The sequence below is a fragment of the Tardiphaga sp. 709 genome (genome assembly GCF_032401055.1).
Lineage (GTDB): Bacteria > Pseudomonadota > Alphaproteobacteria > Rhizobiales > Xanthobacteraceae > Tardiphaga.
Genome location: NZ_CP135530.1, coordinates 18,000 through 41,080 on the forward strand (window position 1 = coordinate 18,000; position 23,081 = coordinate 41,080).

The 23,081-nt window shown below is 60.4% G+C and carries 12 protein-coding genes and 1 pseudogene; 9 read left to right on the forward strand and 4 right to left on the reverse strand.

Annotated elements, in window-relative coordinates; genetic code table 11:
- Window positions 1–245 precede the first annotated feature (245 nt).
- The 5 genes from RSO67_RS30040 to RSO67_RS30060 all read left to right on the forward strand — a co-directional run bounded on the left by RSO67_RS30040 (window position 246) and on the right by RSO67_RS30060 (window position 14,316).
- Entirely contained in the window at window positions 246–7,883 is a 7,638-nt protein-coding gene (locus RSO67_RS30040) for a peroxidase family protein (protein WP_315844462.1), read from the forward strand.
- 84 nt (window positions 7,884–7,967) lie between these two features.
- A complete protein-coding gene (locus tag RSO67_RS30045) occupies window positions 7,968–9,686 on the forward strand; it encodes a type I secretion system permease/ATPase (protein ID WP_315844463.1) in 1,719 nt (572 codons plus the stop codon).
- A gap of 28 nt (window positions 9,687–9,714) precedes the next feature.
- Window positions 9,715–11,895: a cadherin-like domain-containing protein gene (locus RSO67_RS30050; RefSeq protein WP_315844464.1), complete on the forward strand. Its 2,181-nt coding sequence runs from the start codon at window positions 9,715–9,717 to the stop codon at window positions 11,893–11,895.
- A 27-nt stretch (window positions 11,896–11,922) separates the two neighbouring features.
- A complete protein-coding gene (locus RSO67_RS30055) occupies window positions 11,923–13,245 on the forward strand; it encodes an HlyD family type I secretion periplasmic adaptor subunit (RefSeq protein WP_315844465.1) in 1,323 nt (440 codons plus the stop codon).
- A 21-nt stretch (window positions 13,246–13,266) separates the two neighbouring features.
- Complete coding sequence (locus RSO67_RS30060; RefSeq protein ID WP_315844466.1) at window positions 13,267–14,316, forward strand: M23 family metallopeptidase; 1,050 nt, start codon at window positions 13,267–13,269, stop codon at window positions 14,314–14,316.
- Between the two features lie 645 nt (window positions 14,317–14,961).
- Here the strand turns inward: RSO67_RS30060 and RSO67_RS30065 are convergent.
- A complete protein-coding gene (locus RSO67_RS30065; RefSeq protein ID WP_315844467.1) occupies window positions 14,962–16,083 on the reverse strand; it encodes an acyltransferase in 1,122 nt (373 codons plus the stop codon).
- Window positions 16,084–16,196: 113 nt separating this feature from the next.
- On the opposite strand from RSO67_RS30065, the pseudogene chrA reads away from it, so the two are divergent.
- Window positions 16,197–17,377: pseudogene (gene chrA / locus RSO67_RS30070) on the forward strand (chromate efflux transporter).
- A 55-nt stretch (window positions 17,378–17,432) separates the two neighbouring features.
- On the opposite strand, the gene RSO67_RS30075 reads toward chrA, so the two are convergent.
- From RSO67_RS30075 to RSO67_RS30085, 3 genes are all read right to left on the reverse strand, one after another.
- On the reverse strand, window positions 17,433–17,642 hold the full coding sequence (locus tag RSO67_RS30075) for a hypothetical protein (protein ID WP_315844468.1): 210 nt from the start codon (window positions 17,640–17,642) through the stop codon (window positions 17,433–17,435).
- Between the two features lie 466 nt (window positions 17,643–18,108).
- Window positions 18,109–18,738 (reverse strand): response regulator transcription factor, encoded by a 630-nt coding sequence (locus RSO67_RS30080; RefSeq protein ID WP_315844469.1) that lies wholly within the window; start codon window positions 18,736–18,738, stop codon window positions 18,109–18,111.
- 65 nt (window positions 18,739–18,803) lie between these two features.
- The gene (locus RSO67_RS30085; protein WP_315844470.1) at window positions 18,804–19,508 is read right to left on the reverse strand and encodes a sensor histidine kinase; all 705 of its coding nucleotides are present in this window, start codon (window positions 19,506–19,508) and stop codon (window positions 18,804–18,806) included.
- A gap of 643 nt (window positions 19,509–20,151) precedes the next feature.
- On the opposite strand from RSO67_RS30085, the gene RSO67_RS30090 reads away from it, so the two are divergent.
- The 3 genes from RSO67_RS30090 (at window position 20,152) to RSO67_RS30100 (ending at window position 23,070) form a co-directional block, all read left to right on the forward strand.
- Window positions 20,152–20,787 (forward strand): response regulator transcription factor, encoded by a 636-nt coding sequence (locus tag RSO67_RS30090; RefSeq protein WP_315844471.1) that lies wholly within the window; start codon window positions 20,152–20,154, stop codon window positions 20,785–20,787.
- 402 nt (window positions 20,788–21,189) lie between these two features.
- The gene (locus RSO67_RS30095; RefSeq protein ID WP_315844472.1) at window positions 21,190–21,726 is read left to right on the forward strand and encodes a DUF1269 domain-containing protein; all 537 of its coding nucleotides are present in this window, start codon (window positions 21,190–21,192) and stop codon (window positions 21,724–21,726) included.
- 210 nt (window positions 21,727–21,936) lie between these two features.
- Window positions 21,937–23,070 (forward strand): efflux RND transporter periplasmic adaptor subunit, encoded by a 1,134-nt coding sequence (locus tag RSO67_RS30100; protein ID WP_315844473.1) that lies wholly within the window; start codon window positions 21,937–21,939, stop codon window positions 23,068–23,070.
- Window positions 23,071–23,081 lie beyond the last annotated feature (11 nt).

Sequence of the window (23,081 nt, forward strand, 5' to 3'; positions counted from 1 at the left end):
TTGGGCTCAACACGTTCAAGCCCCCGGGCCACATAAATCCGAGGGGCGCCCGTGCGCCGAAAGGTCGATCTGACATCAGACCAAAGTCCGAAGCGGGGGACGTTTAGTCTGATGCGTAGGGCCCGACTATCGGCGAAATCTTTCGCTCGACCTTCTGCCCTACACAATCTTCGACGCACTCGACATGCTTCTGCAATGCGGAGATCCGGCCGTTCGGTCTCCATGAAGCTGGCAGGAGCGCACCAATGGCCAACTACCTCAAGCCGTTCAACATCGATCAGACCGACATCGACTTCATCCTCAGCCAGGTGAATTTCCGGCCGCTCTTTGACGCGCACGGTAACGCGGTAATCCTTTGGAACGGAACCGGATCCATCTATGATGCCCACGGCAACCTGATCGGCACCGGTGGCGCCCTCGCCGGCGACGCCGTCTCGCTCGCGGCCATCGCGCAATGGGGCCAGTCCTACTATTCGGAATTCGACTTCGCCGGACTGCGCGATCCTAGCGGCCTGAACAACAATCTGTCCTTGATCAATTCCAGCTTCGGTGCGGTGGATCAGATTTTCACCCGCTCGGCAGCCGCCGACTACGCCGGCTATTCGTCCGTGATGCAAGCCGTCGCCGACCGCGTTTATGCCGCGGCCAAGACGTACTATTCGTCCTACAGCGCTGCCACGGGGGGCTTCAACCCGGCGCTGAACGGCGACTACACGATCAAGGTCGACACGACGCCCGGCCAGCCGGGAGACCATACGGCCAGCGACGGCACGCCGATCGAGATCCAGAACGTGGTCGACTACACGCCCCGGATGATCAGCCTGACGACGACGACCGCGGGCGTCTCGTTCGACACTTGGGCCAACCACACGGGAGATGCCGGCGCGACAGCGCATCAGCCTAACGAAATCTACTACGATCCCTCCACTGGCGAGGCGAAGGTGCTAAACTGGGGGCTGCTCAGCACTGTGGCCGACGGCGGCCTCGGCCAAGTCGATACCCAAGCGCGGCTCGCGGCATCTGCAGGGCAAGACGACCATTTCATCGGTGGGCTCAATCCGGGCGTGTCGCCGTCGAACGGTTTCTTCGTGTTGTTCGGTCAGTTCTTTGACCATGGGCTCGACTTCATCGGAAAGGCGTCCGGGCAGACCATCAGGATCGCGCTGGCAAGCGACGACCCTCTCTATGGTATGCTGGGACCGGACGGACGGCCGGTCCACGAGATAACGGTCAGTCGCGCCACCGTTGCCACCGTGGACGCGAACGGCGCTGAATATATCAACCACACTTCGCCGTTCATCGACCAGAGCCAGACCTACGGTTCACACGAGCAACTCACGAACCTGTTACGGGAATGGGTCAAGGATCCGGCGAGCGGCCAATACCACGCCGGCATGAACCTGTTCGACGGCCAGACTCTGGAAACCGCTTGGACCAAGGCCGACGGGTCCGAAACCCACAACACACTGCCTACGCTCGACGAATTGCGCGCCCACGTTGACGCCACCGGGCGCGATGCACTGACCTGGGAGGACGTCAACGATCTGCGCAACCGCGACGCCGGCGGCCACGTAATTGCCGGTACCAGCTCTTCCGCTCTCCTGCTGGACATGAATCCGCGCTTTGATGCCGGCCACATGGGCGGCTTCTACGATCTCGACGGCAACGGTGCCCAAAATGCGGGCGAGGCGAGCTACGGCACTGCCGCACAAGCCGCCAAGGTCGCCGCCGCCATCGCCAGCATCGACGCCTACGCGAAGGCGAACTTCGGCGCAGGATCCAGTTTCGGGATCGACGCAAGCACGCATAAGCTGACTCTGATCATGGAAAATCTGCCGCCCGGTACGCCAACGGGAACTCCGCACACCCTGAACGGCGCCAGCGCGCTATTTCCCTTCGTCAACTTCGCCGACTTCAGCATCACCGTGCCTGCTGGCGCGCTGCACGACGCTGTCGGCGAGATCCTGATGGCGTCGGTGGGCGACCACTACGTGGCCGGCGATGGCCGGGTGAACGAGAACTTCGGACTGACCTCGATCCACCATGTCTTCCACGAAGAGCACAATTACCAGATCGACAACATCATCGACGCGTTGCACCGGCAAGACATCGTCTCGGCGGACCCAACCCATGCCGCGCTGCACGGCTTCCAGATCGATACTGGAAATGGCACCAACGCTGCCGGCGATTATCTGGATGGCACCGGCGCTATTTCCTGGGACCAAGACAAGATGTTCAACGCCGCCAAGCTCGTGGTGGAAATGGAATACCAGCACGCGGCTGTCGACCAGTATGCCCGCAACGTTTCACCCAACATCCAAGAGTTCGGCGCATATTCCACAGAGGTGGATTCGGCGATCTCGCTAGAATATTCCCAAGCCGCCTTCCGCTTCGGCCACTCGACGCTGCGAGAGACCATCGACACCATTGATCCGTCCGGAGGTCTGACCGGAAAAATCATGGGATACGCGCTCAAGGCCGCATTCCTGGCGCCCGACAAGTTCGCCGACGTCGGTCCGTCCGCGATCATCCTCGGCATGTCTCACCAGCAAATGAACGAAGTCGACGAGTTCGTCACTCCGGCGCTGAATCAGGGACTGCTCGACCAGCCTCTGGATCTTGCCGCCATCAACATCGCCCGCGGCCGCGACCTCGGCATCCCGACCCTCAACGACGTACGCCACACGCTCGGCTATTCCGAATACACCAGCTGGAACGATTTCGGCCAGAACATGCAGCATCCGAGTTCGCTGGCCAACTTCATCGCCGCTTACGCCTTCGACGGTGATCTGGCCAAGGCCGAGGCGCTCGTCGGAATCGTCGATGGCTCGGTCGCTGCGGGAACCTACGGCATTTCGCTCGACCAAGCCTACGGATTCATAAACGGCGACGAGGCGGTCGGCGGCACAGGCACGCTCGCCTTCAACCAAATTGACACTTGGCTCGGTGGTCTCGCCGAGGTTCACCAGCCAGGCGGTCTGCTCGGCGAAACGTTCGATCGCATCTTCGTCGACCAGATCGAGAAGCTGATGGACGGAGACCGCTTTTACTATCTCTACCGCTTGTTCGGCACCAATTTCGGCGACGAGATTGTCAATGGGCAGCTGAAGGACATGGTGGAACGCAACACCGGGCTGACCCACCTGAACGGCAACATCTTCGGCTACGCCGACCAGTACGTCGACCTCGGCGCCCATAAAGAAGTGCTGGCTGCGGGTCAGACGGAATACCTGACGACCGGCAACGAGCATAAGTACGGCGACATCGCAGCCGTCGACGACGGCACGATGGGCATCTACTCCAACGGCGGGCACGGCAACTTGAACGACGGAAACGTCGTCACGATCGGTGGTGTGCATTACATCCAGGACACCCGCCTTGCCGATACCGATCCGAACAGCGCCTATAATCTGAATGGCGGCGTCAACCTCGACGGCACGCCGAATTCTGGCGCTGAATCCAACGAGATCATCGTCGGATCGAAGGGAGCTGACCTGATCTACGCTCAGGGTGGCGACGATACCGTGTACGGCGACGCCGGCAACGACAAGATCTACGGCGGCTACGGCATCGACCGCCTCTATGGTGGGGACGGCGTCGACACCATCTACGGCGGCGACAACCCCGACCTGATCGACGGCGGCGCGGGCGACGACTTCCTGTACGGCGAGTCGAGCGGCACCGACATCAATGGCCTGGACCAGGTGATCGGCGGGGCCGGTAACGACTACATCAACGGCGGTATTGGCATCGACAAGCTGTTCGGTGGCTCCGGCGACGACATCATGTACGGCGAGCAAGACACCGACCCGTTCTTCGACGGAAACGACGGAAACGACTACATGGACGGCGGCTCCGGCACCGATATGTTGTACGGCAACAACGGCGACGACATGTTGCTGGACGGCACCGACGTCGATATCTCGTTCGGTCAGGCCGGCGACGACTGGTTCAAGGTTGGCGACATCGCGCAAGCGCTGAGCACCGGTCCCGACGAGATTCTCGGCGGCGACGGCATCACCGACGACGGCAACAAGCCGGGCACTATCGGCTTCGACATCATGGACTTCAGCCTGCAGCACGCGCGCCCGGTCGGCGTCGCCTATGATCTCGACCAGCAGGCCAACCCGTTGGCGGCGGTGAACTCCGCGCAGGCAGTCCCGGCGGCCTTTGAGATCGAGGGGCTGGTTGGCAGCGTCTCTAATGACACGCTGGGCGGCGACGCCGGCGACAATTGGATCGTGGGTGGCTCGGGCAGCGACATCCTGACCGGCGATGCCGGTGACGACGTCATCGTCGGCGGCTCGATCCGGTTGGACACGCTGAACGGCCGCTACGAATCAGCCCCGGGCGTTGCCTCGACCTACGACCACAACAACAACAACGACGGTTCGACCGATGCACTGCGGCTGCAGGATGCCCTCTACCAGGGCGCCTCGCATCGGGTCGGATACCAAGATACCCTAGGAGCCGGTTTGCTCGCGAATGCGGACCTGGGCACGCAGGGCTTCGACAAGCACTTCACCGAAATGCTGCGCACCGAATTCTTCAAGGACGTCGTGCTCGGCGACGGTGGAGCGGATGCGACGACGGCAGCGCAACCGGACATCGCCCTCTTCACCGGGCAATACTCCGACTACCGGATCGAGGCTGTCTCCTTCGAGAGCGCCCACGAGGGCAGGGTCACGGCCTACAAGGTCACCGACCTTCGAGATCCGAACGGCGTCGATGCTAATGGCACGCCTGTCGTAACCGACGGCACCGACCTCGTTGTCGGCGTGGAACTACTGCGCTTTAGCGATCGCGACGTCTCGCTCCTCAATTCTGCGCCCGTCCTCGACCTGCACGCCTACAATGTCTCAACAGCGACCGTCGCCGACAACTTCAACTCCCCCTCATGGAGCAACAACGACGGCTCGCAAAACTGGGCATCGGCCTGGACCGAAACGAACGACGGCGGCGTCACGACAGGCAAGATCCAGATCGACGCAGGAGCTGGCGGGGGAAACAACCAGCTCCGTCTCTCCGACAACGGCAACGGCACATCGAGCATCCAGCGCACGATCGATCTGTCGGGAGCCGCCAGTGCGACGCTTCAGTTCACCTATCAGTTGAGCTCTTACGACGCCGGCGACAAGGTCGTGGCCTCGATTTCGTTCGATGGCGGGACATCTTGGCACGAGATGCGCACGATCGTCGGCAACAGCACCTCCGGAAACAATGCCAATAACAACGGCGGCTTCGGAACGGTGCAGGTCGACCTTGGAACACTCAAGGGCGCCGGCGAAACGTTCGGGGCGAATGCGATTGTCAAGTTCGACGCGGTCACGAGCACTTCGAATCAGGCCGCCAGCGGCGCCAACGCTGCCAGCCTGAACAATGGCTACATCGCCATCGACAATCTGAGCGTCGCCATCGTCAAGCAGTCCCCTGACAGCGATCTCTTCCCGAATTACACGACCACGTTCACGGAGGGCGGCTCGGCGGCGACCATCGCGTTGAATCCGACCATCACCGACGACGGCACGGTCATTCATTCGGCAAAGGTCGTGCTGACCAACGCCAAGGCTGGCGACTCTTTCAACACCCACAACATCGGCGGCGACAACATCTCGATCGCCACGGTCGGTTCGGCTCCCGGAACGATCACTCTCAACCTGACTGGCGACGACACGCTCGCTCACTATCAGGCGCAGCTCGCAGCGATCACCTTCTCGAACAGCTCCAATGCACCGGATCCGGCCGACCGCATCGTCAATGTCACGGTGAACGACGGTCTGATAGACAGCAACGTGGCGACCACGACGATCCACGTTGTGCCGGTCAACGACGCGCCGGCCATCGGCGCCGACCACGTCTACACCAACGTCGGCAATGTCGTTAACGGCATCGTGGTGCCGGATTGGGCGCTGCTCGCCAACGACTCGGACACAGACGGGCCCAATCCGCTCGCCGTCACGGGGGTCGGTAACCTCAACAGTCTGTCGGCGACGCACGCGTCCGGCGTCGTGACGGTCACGGATAGCGGCACGAGCGGCAATCCCGCGAGGCCGAACGGCGGTTCGTTCAGCTACACGGTGACCGACGGTCTGGCAGCGTCTTCCGGCACGGTCACTGTGACTGAGATCAACGGCACGTCGATCACAGGATCGAACGGCAACGACATCCTCGTCGGGGGCGCGAACGCCGATACATTGAATGGCAGCCGAGGTAATGACCTCGTCTTTGGCGGGGGCGGCGACGATACGATCAACTGGAGCGTGACCAACCCGGTCAAATTCGGGAACATCACAATCATTCCGGAGCTCCCAGACGGTCACGATGTCGTGGACGGTGGCACCAACGGAGCCGCGGGCGACCGCTTCGTTGTCACCGGAAACAACACCGCGGAGACTTTTGCTATTTACTCCAACACCGACGACTGGGATGGCGCCGGGTCGGGGACGGGGAGCAGCGCCGCGCATGCGGGCTTCACGGGTCTGAATGCGAACACGGAGATCGTCGTCGCGCGTAACGGCGTCGTCATCGCCGAGCTGGACAACATCGAAGAGATCACCGTCAACACCCTCGACGTCACGGCCAACAACGGCAACGGAGTCCCGGACGGCGGCGCTACCGCCGGGGATACCGTTCAGGTGGTCGGCAATTTCTCGAACACGAGCTTGAACTACAACACCATCACTGTGAACGGCGGCGCCGGAAGCGATGCCGTCGACATCTCGGCGCTTACATCCGACCATCGCATCGTATTCCACGGCGGCGGCGGCGACGACCACGTGCTAGGTACGCTGCGTCCGCAGGACGTGGTCGACACCCAGACGAGCCCCCCTCTCGGCGACCAATCCGGTTCGTCTGGAGGCGACCAGGGCGGCTCATCGGACGATGGCCACGACGGCACGTCCGGCGAAGGGGGCGGCCACTGCGCGTCGGGCGACGGTGACCACGGTGGTGCCACTCCAGTCCCGCCGGCCGTCAACCCGGGCATCGCTGAAGGCCAGATCGGAACGCCAAATGCCGATGTGATGATCGGAACGGCGGGAGACGACGTTCTCAGCGGTCTCGACGGCGACGACGTGATCATCGGCAATGACGGCGCCGACACCATCAAGGCCGGGGCGGGCGACGACCTGCTCAAAGCCGGCGCTGGAGACGACGTGGTGTTCGGCAACGATGGAAACGACGATCTGTTCGGCGGTGCTGGACGCGATTTGATTACCGGCGATGCTGGCGACGACCGGCTCTTCGGCGACGCCGGGGATGACGCCCTCGAAGGCGGCGTCGGCAACGACACCGTCTACGGCGGATCCGGTAACGACCGCTTCATCGCGACAGGCGGTGACGGCAACGACACCTACTTCGGCGACGACGGAGAGGATACGCTGGACTACGCCGCGATCGCCGCCAACATCACTGCCGATCTCGGCAACGGCATCGGCCAGCATGGCAGCGTATCGAGCGTGCAGGGCGGAACTGATCAGATCTTCGGCTTCGAGGATTTCATTGGAGGCTCCGGCAACGACACGATCTTGGCGAGTTCGGTCGCAAACGTGATGGACGGCGGCGCCGGCAACGACACTTTCGTGTTCGGCTCGGCGGCCGACGCCAACGGCGACACGATCAAGGGCTTCCAGCCCGGCGATAAGATCGACCTGTCGGCGATCGACGCCAATACGGGAGCGAGCGGCACCCAGTCCTTCGTGCTCTTTGCCGGCAACGTCTTCACCGCCGCCGGCCAGGTCATCGTCACCCAAGAAGTGAAGGAAGGGGCGGAGCACACCTTCGTGTCCGGCAACACCAATGGCGATGCTACGGCCGATTTCAAGATCGATCTGGGGGCAGGAAGCCACACCCTGACGTCTGCCGATTTCAACGGCGTACACTAAGCGGGACTCAAGCCGATCTCCGGGAGGCAGCCTCCCGGAGCGACCAGAACTCACCCGGCAGGGTGAGGGCAGGGAGAGTATCCAATGACCAAGACCAAACGGAAGAACGCTGACGCCGCGGCCAACTCGATCGGCAGCTTCCGCACCATGGGCATCTTTTTGCTGGGTACATCCGGGATGATCAACATCCTGGCGCTCACCGGCTCTTTCTACATGCTGCAGATTTATGATCGGGCCCTCACCAGCCATAGCATTCCGACGTTGGTCGCGATCTCCGCGTTGGCCATCGGACTCTACCTTTTTCAGGGCATGTTCGACATTTTGCGGTCGCAGATACTCGTGCGCGTCGGCGCCGGGCTCGACGCCAAACTCGCGCCCTTGGCGCACCACGTTGTCATCGAGATGGCGCGTTACGGCTATTCCACCTCCGAGGCGCTCGAGCGGGGTCGCGACGTCGATGTCGTGCGCGGCTTTCTCGGCAGCCAAGCCCCCGTAGCCTTCTTCGACCTGCCTTGGATGCCGCTATTCCTCGGCTTCGTTTATCTCCTTCACCCTGTGCTCGGATTGGTAACGCTGGGCGGCGCGCTGGTACTGATCTCGCTCACCGTGGCCACGGAACTCATGACGCGCCGCGCCGGCGGCGAAACCCATCAGGCGGCGGTGCTGCGCTCGACCTTGGCGGACTCGCACGCCCGCAACGCCGACATCTTGCGCGCTATGGGTTTCGGTGGTCGCGCCGTAGCCCGCTTCGAGAAGGCCAATTCCAAGCATCTCGCTCTCCAAACAAAAACCAGCGACATCACCGGCAGCTTCGGGGGCATGTCGAAGGTGCTGCGCATGATGCTGCAGTCCGCGTTGCTCGGGCTCGGCGCTTTTCTCACCATTAAAGGCGAGCTGTCGGCGGGAGCCATCATAGCCTGCTCGGTGGCGTCATCCCGCGCGCTCGCGCCGATCGATTCCGCGATCGGCAACTGGAAGGTCATCTCGGCCGCACGACGCAGCTTTCGCCGCCTCAAGCAGACGCTCGCTGCGACCGAAGACAGCGCTCATATCCTGCCGCTTCCCGCGCCCTGCGCCAGCCTGAAAGTCGAGAACATCACGGTTGTGGCTCCCGGCAGCGGATCCGTCTTGGTCGGCGAGGTCGGTTTCGAACTGAAGGCAGGCGAGGCGCTGGGCCTGATCGGTCCCAGCGGCGGCGGCAAGACATCTCTTGCCAAAGGTCTCGTCGGAGTCTGGCCTCTCCTCAGGGGCAAGGTGCGGTTAGACGATGCCGACCTCGACCAGTGGCGTCCCGACGTGCTCGGTGAGCACATCGGTTATCTGCCGCAGGAGGTTTCCCTGCTCGACGGCAGCATCGCTGAGAATATCTCGAGGTTCGAGCAGGAGCCCGACGCCCGGAAGATCATCGCCGCGGCGAAGGCCGCCGGAATCCACGAGTTGGTCACCCGGATGCCGGAGGGCTACCAAACCGAGTTAGGTCCGTCCGGCACAGCGCTATCCGCCGGTCAGCGGCAGCGCATCGGATTGGCGCGGGCGCTGTACGGCGAGCCGTTCCTTGTTGTGCTCGACGAGCCTAATTCCAACCTCGACGCTCCGGGAGAGGCAGCTCTCGGAGAGGCCATCGAAGGCGTTAAGGCTCGAGGCGGCGTGGTTGTGCTGATAGCACATCGACCCAAAGCTCTGGCCGCCGTCGATTACGTCGGCGTCGTGCAAAATGGAAAGTTAGTGGCGTTCGGCCCGAAGGACAAAGTTGTCGCCGAGCCGGCCCGGCCCATCCCATTCCCGGCAGCGGCGACGGCGTGACCTGAACTGAAGCGGGTGGGAGGTGACCATGGACGAGCGACTTTCATTGGGAATTCCGGATCGCAGTGCCATCGACGCGCCGGCCAGGCGGTTCGCGTTGATCGCAGAGCGAAGCCGCGTCAGCTCCATTGTCCCAGCGATGTTGGTGGCCACCTGGGGGCTGCTGTTGAAGCAGGTGATCGGCGGCGACGATGACGCGGCGTCGCGTGCCAAACCGACACCTCCAGTACCGGAGACTGCCGCTTCCGAGCCGGAGACGACAGGTTCGGTCGGGACCTCACCGCAACGCAGCCCCGGTTCTTCCGAGCTCATGCGTGCCTTCGGTTTCACGTCGGGGTCGATGAACGAAAGGAATCTAACCGCCGTCGATCTCGACGGGCTTGCCTTCGCCAGGACGGAGGGGCCGCGGCTATCGCTGATTCCCGCAAATCAGAATGTTCCCGCAGCGCCCCGTGAGTCGTACGGCGCGGCCGAACCCAAGCCTGCCAGCGGGAGCGGAAGTGGTGGCGGAGGAGGAGGAGGCGATCGACATGATCCGACCGTTCACGGTGAGACGCCGCACGATGACGCTAAGCTCCCGCCGGATGGCAAGCTTATCGATCCGCCGAAGCGCAACAATCACGCTCCAGTTTTCTCGGGCTCCGTCGATCTTGGTCGCGGACTCGTCAATGAGGCCATCGTCATCTCGATGAGCCAACTATTGATCGGCGCCAGCGATCCGGACGGCGATGCACTGTCGGTGCAGGCTCTCACTGTAGATCATGGCTCGCTGCAGGTCCTCGGACCCGATCGCTGGTTATACACCCCCGAGCACGACGAGACGGGGCCGGTGCAGTTCGGATATCGCATTTCCGACGGCACGGCCTCTATAATTCAAACGGCGCATGCCAATCTTCACCTCGCTCGCGTGGAGGACATCCAGGGGACCGACGGCAACGATTTCCTGATCGGCACGCCGCATGCCGATACGATCGATGCCGGCGCGGGAGACGACATCGCCTATGGACGCGAGGATGCCGACACGATCTACGGGGGTGAAGGCAACGATCGAATTGTCGGCGGCGACGGTGACGATGTGCTGATAGGGGGCTCTGGCAATGATGTCATATTCGGTGGTGCCGGAAACGATATCTTGTTCGGAGGCGCTGGCAATGACGTCCTTTACGGCGAGGATGGCAACGACATGATCCTTGCCGATGACGGCGACGACTTCGCATCCGGCGGCGCCGGCAACGACGTCATCTTCGGCGGGGCGGGCAATGATACCCTTCAGGGCGACGCCGGCAACGATACGATCGACGGCGAGGAAGGCAACGACCATATCGACGGTGGGGCGGGCAGCGACAGGCTCCTCGGTGGGGAGGGCAACGACACGATCGCCGGCGGAGCGGGCGACGACACCGTCGTAGGTGGCGCTGGTAACGATTGCATCCAGGGCGGCGAAGGGGACGACCACATCGACGGCGGCAGCGGCAACGACGCGCTTTCAGGCGACGCCGGTGACGATGCCATCCAAGGCTTGGAGGGTGACGACCATATCGACGGAGGAGCAGGCAACGACATTATAGCCGGCGGTGCTGGTGATGACACGATCGACGCAGGCAGCGGCGACGACGTGGTGATCGTGACTTCCGAGGGCGGCCACGACATCGTCATTGGCGGCTCGGGAAATGACACGTTGGATCTGTCGGATATCGTGTTCGACGAAGACGTCGATCTGCCCGACGGCGTCGTCGTCCTATGTAACGGACAGACCGCGCAGATATTTGAGATCGAGAACGTCCGGGGCGGCCATGGTCGCGACCGCCTAGTAGCCGACGTTCACGTGAATATCATGGAAGGCGGCGATGGCGACGACACCTTCGTATTCCGCGACGTTGGATCGCTGAAGAACGACGGAGGACCCCGCGACCACATCTTGGATTTTAGCGTGGGCGACAAGCTCGACCTATCCAGGGTAGGACAGCCGGACGATTTCGCGGGCAAGAAACTGTTCTTCGCAGGTGCTGGCGAGGCTAATTTTGAAGAGGTCGGCGCGGTGACCTACCACCACGAGATTGTCTCCGACGACCAACAGATCACCGTCGTCACGGGCAACCTCGACGGCACGCAGGAGCACGAGTTCGAGATCGTGCTCGACGGCAACATCGACCTAACCGAAGCAAACTTCGTGCTCGCGACGAACGCGCAACACAACCAGCACGCATGAGGATCAAGGCCGGTGGCCGGAAAGCGCATGGAGAAGAACATGAAAGCGACGTCGGCGAGGCCATCCGCAACCGAGAAATCCCTCGGCATTCGCTCGCGAGTGGTGGCGATCATCGTGTTGGCTATCCTCCTGTTCGGAGGATGCGGCGGATGGGCGGTGCATGCGCAACTCACCGGCGCGGTGATCGCGCAGGGTAAGGTGGCGGTAAGGAAACAAGTTAAGCTGATTCAGCATAGGGACGGTGGCATCGTCGGCGAGATTCTAATCACAAATGGAGACGCGGTGAAGGCCGGAGATATTCTCATCCGTCTCGACGAAACCCAGACCAAGGCCGAACTCGGCGTGCTCAAGGGCCAGTTGGCGGAACTCCAGGGCCGGAGGGCACGGCATGCTGCCGAGCGCGACGGCGCCGCGGCGATCGTCTTTCAGTCCGACTTCGAAAGTGCTCCCGCCACGGCGGAGATCGCCCGAGGCGAGAGACGGCTCTTCGACGAGAACCGCGCCGTACGCGAGGCCAGGCGCGATCAACTGTCGCTGCAGATCACACAGTTCGAAGAACAGATCAACGGCCTCCTCGCCCAGCAGGAATCCAACGCAAACGAGCGCAAGATGGTGAAGGAAGATCTCGAACGCCTGACGCCGCTCTACAATAAGGGGTTCATTGAGATTGGAAAGATCCGCACCATGGAGCGCGACGCCGTCAAGATCGACGGGCTCAGGGGCGAAATCGATGCCAATATTGCCCGCGTGAAAGGGCAGATCAGCGAATCAAAAATTAAGATCATCGAACTCGATCAGCAGGCGCGGACGGACGGCCAGCGCGATATGCGCGACGTCGATGGCAAGCTCGCCGAGCTGCAGGAGCGCATCGTCGCGTCGCTGGACCGCCTTTCGCGCATGGTGGTCCGCTCGCCAATCGCTGGCATCGTCAACGAACTCGCCGTCAACTCGGTAAACGGCGTGATCGCGCCGAAGGAGACATTGATGTCGATCGTTCCGGATACGGCAGACCTTGTCGTCGAAGCCAAGCTGTCGCCTACCGATATCGACCAGGCCACGGCCGGTCAGCCAGCGAGACTAAGGTTCTCCTCCTTTAACCAGCGGACCACGCCGGAAGTGGCAGGCACCGTCGAAACGATCGGAGCGGCGGCGACACTGGATCAAGCCAGCGGTCAGACCTACTATCTCAGCACCATCGCCATTGCGGGCGGCCAAAGACAGGTAGCAGGCAAGCCGATCGTTCCCGGTATGCCCGTCGAGGTTTTTCTCACCACCGGCGACAGGACGGCGCTTTCCTACCTGATCAAGCCGTTCACGGATCAGATGATGAAATCATTCCGGGAGGAGTAGCGCCTGTTACCCAGTCTGGCGATGAAAATGCTAACGGTGAAGTCGCTCCGCGCCGCCCGTGGTCGAAGCGGCCTTGCGATGCTCGCGATCTCGCTCGTTGCTGCGGTTAGTATACCCTCACGTGCAGAAGACACATCATCACTCAATCTTGGGCTGCCTGTCGACTGTGTGCTTGGCGAGACCTGCTTCGTGCAGCAGATGCCGGACGTCGATCCGACCGACCAGGCGTTCGATCCGCTTTGTGGCAACGCCACGTACCAAGGGCACGATGGTTGGGACATTCGGGTCCGGTCGCTCAAGGATATCGATCGCCCAATGCCTGTAATCGCAACCGCCGACGGGACTGTCGCGCGGGTCAGGGACGGCATGATGGACCGCATCTACGACAAAGCGCATTACGGGGCTACAGCGGGACAGGAATGCGGGAACGGCGTAGTTGTGGAGCACGCCGAGGGTTTAGTCTCGCAATATTGCCATCTCAAGAAAGGCAGCATTGTCGTCAGGCCTGGAGCGCACGTGAAAAAGGGCGACAGCTTGGGATTGATCGGTTCATCGGGTTTAGCCGAATTTCCGCACGTTCACTTGTCGGTCCGACGGTACGGTAGGCCGATCGAACCGCTGACGGGCCGGCCCCTCGGACAAGGTCGACAAGCTTGCGGTGACACGGAGGGAAGCCTGTTCGAGCCTGCTGCCCGGAATGCGCTTTCCCGATCTGCTTCGGGGATCCTACTGGCCGGACTCGCTCCTAGTCCGCCTGAGATCGCGAGTCTCGTTCGGGAAGGGTCACCTCCAGCACCGAAAACTTCCCAACCGCTCATCGCTTGGGTTTGGGCGATCAACGTCGAGGCCGGCAGCTTTTTCAGGATGCGCATCGTCGATCGGGATGGAAAAACGCTGATGAACCTCGAAACAAAAACTATCGAGAAGCGAAAGGCGAACTACCTCGCCTACGCCGGTGGCAAGCTTGCGCAACGGGACGGAGAGCACGGCCTCAAAGTCGACCTGATTGCTGGCGGGATGACAGTCGCTTCGACGACCCTGTCAATTCTCGTTAGGCGCCAGTCGGAGTGATGAGAACGGATAGTGCAACTGCTTCACCGCTATCGGCACTTCGGTCGCTTAAATTTCCCAGACATGGGGAATAATCCGGCGCCGATGGTGTATTGTTTGCATAACGCCGGGATCGAGCAATGCGCCGCTTTTTACATTCGACGCCGTGGGGCCGATGGCTACCGAATTTTCCTGCGGTGCGTACAAACTTTTGCACTTTGCTGAATGCGCTCGGGGCGCTCGGCAGGTATTTAGACACACGGATCGGCACTCGTGACGGCAAGCTACGGGGGCCCGTCCTTTGGCTTGGGGACCTGAACAAGCAAGATGGCGGAGACCATTCTAAAAACGCCGATCCTGAGAGTGCGGGTCGGAATGACAAGTAATTTCAGCATCCGGCCGCACACTGAAAATACTTGTGGTCCCTTATGATCAACCATCAGGTAAGCGCCAGCACTTCTGCTTCCGCGCGACTGCTGCCACTGGTGCGACCTGCGTCAGCATTCCGCGTGAACAAAAAGCGACAAAAGCAATACAGCGAGACCCGTATACTACCGCAGTGCGCGGAGGCTCGAGTGAAATTCGCATAACTTACAATCTGGAACAAACACCTATCTTAGGGCGGTACGGACGTCGAAACGCATCTCCCGCCACGGCGTGCGCGGCCTATGCCGGCGATCGCTCAATGGCTGTCGGCTCCGGGATCCTAGCGACTGTGACTTCCAAGCCCCGTCTTATCGCTTGCGCGATGAGCGCGTCTTTCGCCCAACGATGAGCAGGCCGTTCGATGAAGCGCCAGACGATCCAGGAGAGAAGCACAAGGCCAGAAATGATTATGGAAACTGCCCATACCGCGTCGGTGGAAGAGAACCTCATCAGGAAGACGTAGCCCAATTGCATGTGGAGAAGGTAGAGCGGATACGTTAGTCCGCCGATGGCCACGACCAAGCCTGCGGGCAGAGGAACGCGCCGAAGGCGGGTTGCAGCGAAGATGATGGCAATGGATCCAAGGCAGATCGCAACCACCACAGCGTGGTCGAACGTGCCGCCCGTGTGGGGACCAAGCCGAATTAGCTTATGCAGGGACTGGAACACTGCGGTGCCGACCGAGAGCGCGAGCACGGCGTAGAGCTTGGGATCGCGGCGACCTCGGAAGAACTCGTATATCACAAGGCCCACAGCGAAGAAGCCACTATCATCGGCGAGAAAGAGCTTCTCGAAGATCGGGGCATCGATGGTCAGTTCGTTCGCAAATGTAATGCCGAGCCAGATCAGGATAATGTGATCAAGACGACGCGGGAAGACCTTCGCTGCCATGAGAACAGCCACCCAGGCATAAAATGACAGCTCAATGACCAACGACCAGTAGGCCCCGTCCATGTAAGAATGACCAAGCGCAGGAGCCGCAACGAAGAGGTTGGCGCACCACTGGGCAAACGAGGTGTCGAAGTGTGGCGGCCCCAGCGTCAAGATAGCAAGGAATGTCAGCGTCATGCAGAACAGAAACGTCGGGTAGATGCGGCTGAAGCGGGCGATGGCAAACCCGGTGGCTGTCCGACCCTCCGCTGAATAGGCGATCACGAAGCCACTGATGATGAAGAAGACGGGGACACCGAGGAAGCCGTACTGCGCGAAGCTCGCCATCCATGGAAGCGCGACCCGCGGCACGTCATGGGAGGATGGCCCCCAGAACCCGTAATGGTAGAACAACACTGCCGCCACGGCTATGAGGCGAAGCAAGTCGAGCGCTTGCACCCGCGAAGCCCCTTGTCTGTCGCTTGCCAACATGATCTCACCGTCCGGCTGGGAACGGGCAGGGTATCGCTTGCAAGGTGAAGAAGTGCTTACCGGCCCCGCCTTCATTGGCAGTGGCAGCAGGGGCATAGTGTGGGCTGGAGCAAATGAACGATACAGTGGCCAAAGGTAGCGCAGTTGAGGTCTTCCTCGTCTTCCTCAAGCTTGGGCTAACATCGTTCGGCGGTCCTGTGGCGCACTTGGGCTATTTCCGTTCCGAATTCGTTGAGCGCCGGAAGTGGCTTAGCGAGAACAGCTACGCTGACCTGGTGGGCCTCTGCCAATTCTTGCCGGGGCCTGCTTCGAGCCAAGTCGGGATCGCCATCGGTCTATCACGTGCTGGCTACGTCGGTGCGCTTGCTGCGTGGGCCGCATTCACGTTGCCATCTGCCCTTGCACTCATCCTCTTTGCTTATGGTCTGGCTGCAGTCGGGAGCGACTGGGGCGGCGGGTGGCTTCATGGGTTGAAGGTGGCTGCTGTCGCGGTAGTCGCGATGGCTATCCTTGGCATGGCACGAACGCTGACCCCGGATCGCGTCCGAGCGACAGTTGCCATCGTCGCTATGGCCGTCGCGATCATCGTGCCCACTGCATTAGGGCAGATCGGGGGTATCGTGCTTGGCGGTGTGGTTGGGCTGTTCTGCATCAAGGGCGCTCGGCCAACCGATGAGACCGTGTTGCCACTTCCCGTCAGCCGAGCAGCGGGTGTCGCTGCGCTGATCGTATTTGTCGCCTACTGGCAGGCTTGCCTGTTCTCGCAGCTGCGACCGACAACGCCGTCCTGAAGCTATTCGACACTTTCTATCGCGTGAGCTCGTTCGTCTTCGGTGGTGGCCACGTCGTGCTTCCGCTTCTCAAGGCTGAAGTTGTGCCGACGTGGGTCAGCAATGACGCCTTCCTTGCGGGCTATGGTGCCACGCAAGCCGTCCCCGGTCCTCTATTCACATTCGCCGCTTACGTAGGCACGGTCATCGGCGGATGGCAGATCGCACTGGTGTGCTTAGCTGGCATCTTTCTGCCCTCCTTCCTCCTGGTCATAGGCGTGCTTCCGTTCTGGGACGGTCTACGCAAGAAGGCAGGGGCTCAGGCCGTGCTGGCTGGCGTCAATGCGGCGGTGGTTGGATTGTTACTCGCTGCCTTCTATGACCCGGTGTGGACGGCGGGCATTACCAACCGCTTCGACTATGCTCTCTGCCTGGGTGCATTCGTGCTGCTGTTCGGCTGGAAAACGCCACCATGGCTCGTAGTCGTCCTCTGCGGGGTGGCAGGTCAGCTTCTCCCCGCATAGCGCCGCGGAACGGGGCGCGATCATCATAGACAGTCGGACTAGAACGGCAGGTCAATCACTTCCATGCGGCTTCGTTCTTGCGCTCATAGTCCTCAAACGCTTTGCTCAAACCGCCTAAAACTTCTGCCGACGTCTCGAACACGGCCTTGAGCTGAGGTTCGTCGACCTTCGCGACATCTTCGCGGAGATGGTTTCTGATATCATCCAGCGCTTTACGCATTTTCTGAGTGTGATGGCGGGGATCGCGGTCAGGTGCACTTGCCATATTAGTCTCCCTTGATCTGGATCGAAGGATGCCTCTTGCGACACGAACGCAAGGCTATCGAGATAAACGGCTGATCAATGGCGTCAGTTCCCTATATTGACCCTCGATGAGGAGCGATTGCTGGCTGGGTCGCCGCGCGCAAATCGGCAAGGAGGGCGGCTTGGCTACAACTCTCTCAGAGTCGCATAACATTCATTATGGAATATTTTCCTTCTCTGCCATCATTCTGAACGCGCCTCCGCGACCTCTGCCGTGTCTTCGTTGAAGCGCTAACTTTCGATCAGGGCCATGCTGCAATGGAGCGGCATGCCTCGATGGCGGCATCGGAATGGTGATAGCTAATGCTCTGGACGTCAAGCAGATGCGACGGGCACCAAGCCCGACCGCGAGTTCCGCCGAACGAAACGACGTGCTTGATAAGCTGCAACTGAAATCGGTCGTATCAAGTGCGGCGATGTAGACCTCATCAAGCCTCGATAAGATTGGCCTTAACAGCATACCGAACGAGGCCCGCGGTGGAGTGTATATTGAGCTTTCGCATGGCCGCCGCTCGATGTGTTTCAGTCGTTTTGACACTCACGCCCAACGCCGCGCTTATATGCTTATTGCTATAGCCCTCAGCAATAAGCTTAACGATTGTCGTCTCTCGTGGTGAGAGAGACGGGCCTGTGCATTCCATTCTGTCTTCGGCGGCGGCATTTTCGCCGTAAGCCTTACCGGCATAGTATGATTTGTGATGCATGAGCGACTCAACCGCCACCAGAAGCATTTTATTGGCGTCCGACTTGCGCACGAATCCGCGAGCGCCAACTTCAGATGCCTGAAGTTGAAGAGCAACCGAATCGTGCATCGTGAAGATGAGCACCTCGGTTACGAGCTTGCGCTCCCTGATTTGCTTCGCGACTTCGATGCCGGTCATGAACGGCATCGAGTAATCAATGATGGCAACATCCGGTTGCGCCTGTATGGCACAGGAGATGGCCTCCTTACCGTTCCGCGCTTCGGCGACGATTTCCCAACCGGGGCGACCTTCCAATACTGCACGAACACCAGCCCGGACCGCGTCATGATCATCGGCTATCAATATCCGCTTCATGTATTATTGCTCCGGTTTCGTTTTTGCACGGGAAGCGGGCTAACTTTCGGAATTCTCTTTACTTACTAAGCATCCACTGTTGCAGTCGCGAGCCGCCGTTCTTTAGCGGCGCTACAATTCTTCTTGGGCGATGATCGGAGGCCGGCTTTTAAGGGCTCTCGTGGAATGGTCGCGTACACCGTAGTCCCGCTGCGCTTCGCCGGGTATGACGGCCGAATTTCAAACGTGCCTCCCAGCTGATCCAGTCTCGCCCTCATTGACGGAATTCCAACGCCAACTGAAATTGCTCTAATGTTATCTTTCGCCCGGGAGGCCAGCATTCCGCAGCCGTCATCGCTAATCCGAAGCGTGATGTTATTGTCGGTTGCCTTGATCGAGATATTTACCTGCGTCGCTTTCGCGTGCCTGAGGACGTTCGCGAGAGCTTCCTGGACAACTCTCAGCATCGACCGCTGCGTTTCATACGGTAATTCATCGACCGCAGCATCGATCTTAAGGTGCGTCTCCAGCGAAGCCCGCGATGATAGCTCCACTACAAATCGCTCAATCGCGGACTTCAACCCGTCGAGCAAATTCTGGGGATGCAACAGATAATTAAACGCCCTGATTTCCTTAAGGGCTCGACGGATCAGCGCATCGATCACGTCACACACTTCTATGGCGCTGCCGACGTCAGCGGCGGCACGCCTCATTCGCATCATACTGAAGCTCACGTCCAGCAGATGTTGGCAAGTGGCATCGTGGAGGTCTGATGCGATCCGTTGCTGCATGTCGTCTTGCAGCGCCAAAAGCCGTGTTGCAAGACTCGACTTGCCAGGTCTCAACTTTGTTCGCGCACTAGCAGTGCCGTCGCAAGCGTCGTGAACCACGACCTTCGCCCGGACATGATTTGCACGCGATTCGTCTACGTGGCAGTCGTGGGACATCATGTGTCCGATGCGCTTTAGATCGAGCTATGAGCAGATAATCATTAAGGTCAATACGATCGTTCTCTTAGGTAGATTTCTCTTAGTGGTACCCTTGATTGAATCGACGTCAAGCAAAATTGTACCGGTCGTCATTCGCGATCGCATCGCCATGCGAGGACGTGTTCTTCGCTACAGGAGAACTTTTAATTACTTGCTATGTATGCGCTAGGCTTCGTGCCCACATCGCAGGGCATGAATGCCGCTGCCGGAACTGGCGCCGTGAACAATTTGTCGCCTGCTTAGTAGTTTTGCGGATACCCATGTCGATCACCGTAACTCCAGAATACGCCTAACCGTAGATTAATGCGGAGTGATCGCGTCTGCGTCGGCAGGTTCCGCTTTTTCTCCTGCGACACCGGCGCAGGCCCTCATCGTAAGGCGACACTTTGCAGTCGGCTTACCTCCAAGATGCATATCGTCATATCCAGCGAGCGGGGACGGCGCCGTGAAGCGCATCTTAATCGCAGACGATCATGAAGTCGTGCGAACCGGACTTCGCGCCATCGTTGAAGCCCACGCTGACTGGGTGGTGAGCGGAGAAGCCAGCAATGGCATAGATGCAGTTGCCGTCGCCAAAGAGAGGAAGCCAGATATCGCCATCGTCGATTACTCGATGCCCGCCATGAACGGCTTGGAGGTAAGCCGTCAGATTAAGTTGCAATGCCCAAGTACGCAGGTGCTTATCCTGACAATGAACGAGAGCAAGGAGGTTCTCGCCGAAATGTTGCTGGCTGGAGTGCGAGGTTTTGTATTGAAGTCAGATGCCCGAAATCATTTGGTCGCAGCTATCGAGGCATTGCTTGGCCATCGGCCGTACTTCACGGGCATCGCCCTGGAAAAACTACTTCACGACTACGTCGCAAACAACCAAGACAGATCGGAGGTCTCACTGTCCCCGCGCGAGCAGCATGTCGTTCAACTTATCGCCGAAGGGCATAGCAATAAGTCCGCAAGCGCGCTTCTCACCGTTAGTGTGAAAACGGTTGAGGCTCACCGCGCGTCGGCGATGCGCAAGCTCGGCCTTTCCTGCACCGCCGAACTGGTTCGGTATGCAATTCGCGTAAAACTGACTGGACCTTGAATGTCGGCGATATAATCTGACCAGCGGTCCGTCATGAGTTCGCGAACCAGGCGTCTGCCGCACTTCTTGAGGCTCGCCTCTGCGGGGAACGTCTAACCGCATCCGCAGATAGTCCCTTAAAGCTGCCTTTTGTGCAATCAGCTTGTCTTTCAGGTTTGATCCGGACCCTCAATTTTCCCCTCAGTAAATCCCCCGGGTCACTAAGTGGATCATCCGATGGCGCTTTGGCCTCTCATCAGCATAGACTTACTTTGAAATCGATTGTTGACGTTGCCTTTCATCTGAGCCGATGCGCGCCGACCGGATGTGTCTTCCGATTTGCGGCAGGCATGCAGCTGAGAGCCACGGCGGCAGCCGGGTGTAACCGTCGCAGAAGAACTTTGTCAGTCAGGAGGAATGGAAATGTCGGATCTTGTCGCGATTATCTATCCATCCGAGGAAAAGGCCGAAGAGGTGCGGCAGCGCCTGTTTAAACTGCAGAAGGAGTATCTGATCACGATCAGCGATGCTGTCATTGCGGTGAAAACCGAGGCCGGTCCGGTCAAGCTGAACCAGTTGATGAATACCACCATGACCGGTGCGGCTTCCGGAAGCTTCTGGGGGCTCTTGATCGGCGTGCTATTCCTGAACCCGCTTCTCGGCGTGGCACTCGGCGCCGCATCCGGCGCTTTGGGCGGTGCGCTGACGGATTACGGGATCAACGATAAGTTCATGAAGGAGCTATCGGCGACCCTACAGCCGGGAAATGCGGCACTGTTCGTCCTCATCAAGAGCATCACGGCAGACAAGGTCCTTAAGGAGATCCAGGACGCCGGCGGCACCGTGCTGAAGACCTCCCTCGACGACGCCAAGGAGCAGGCGCTCCGGAACGCGCTCGCCAAGGCAACCGCCGAACCACCGGCTCAGGCAGGACCGGCAGCGTCCACGACGGCGACCTGAGCACCGGGCCGACGCATAGATTTAACACGCGAGCAGCGTGGATAGCTGTGCCAGGGCTCTTGTCTGCACCTTGCCGACGACCGATCCGCTCGATCTCAAGCAGATCGAGCGAACCGTTTTTGTCGAGTATTCGGTGCGAGACGGTTGGGGAGTCACATAATGTGCCTTGCGGGTCCAATACGCCAAAGATCCTTCACCTTCGGCATCTCCATGGCGCTATTCACGGCTGCTCTGTTCGCCGAATCGTACGCTTTGGCCGAAACTCCGCTGCCGGTTGTCAGCGTGATGACCGTCGAAATTTCGGATACCTCGCCGAACAGCGAATTCATCGGGCGCGTTGAAGCCAAGAATGCTGTTGATATTCGTGCCCGCGTCGACGGCTTCCTCGACGAGCGACTGTTCAACGAAGGGCAACTCGTCACCGAGGGCCAGGACCTCTTTGCAATTGAAAGGACCACGCTGGAAATTGCTCTCGCGGCGGCGCAGGCCCGGCTTGGCGGCGCAACGGCGACGCTGCTGGATGCGGAAGGGCGACTGCAACGAAATCAGCGGCTGCGCCAGACCGATGCCGTTGCCCAAGCCACGCTGGACGAGGTCACGGCCGCGCGTGACACGGCGCGCGCTTCCGTCCTGCTGGCGGAGACCGATGTGAAGCAGGCCGAGCTGAACCTCGGATATGCCAGCATCAAGGCGCCCATCACCGGCCGCATCGGCCGTGCCAATTTTTCGATCGGCAGCCTCATCGGCCCCTCCTCGACGCCACTGGCCCGTGTCGTACAGATTGACCCCATCCGCATCGTCTTCTCGGTCAGCGACCGGGCTATCCTGCAGCTTCGCGCCGGCGCCATCGACGCCAGCACCGAGGAGCTTTCCAAACGCTTCATCCCGAGGCTTCGCCTGACTTCCGGAGACGAATATCCGGAGCCGGGCATGATCGAGTTTGTCGGCAACGAGTTCGATCCACGGACCGGCACCCTGCCCGTCTGGGCCCAATTCCCGAATCCACGCTCCATTCTTGTCCCCGGGCAATTTCTCACCGTCGTCGTCCGGACAGCAGCCGCATCACAGCGCCCCATCGTTCCCGTCAATGCTGTCGAGCAGGATCGCGACGGCAGGTTCGTTCTCGTCGTCGATGACGCCGACAAAGTCGCTGTCAGGCGAATTCGGGTCGGCACACAGATCGGACAGACCTGGGCAGTCGATGACGGCCTCAAAGGTGGCGAACGGCTGATCGTGGACGGCATGACGAACGCGCGCCCCGGCACGCTTGTCCGGCCCATCCCATCCGACGCGTGGAGCGGAGCCGCCGCCCAAAGTAAATCAGGCGCATCACTCAAGCCTTGAGCGCTGGAGGT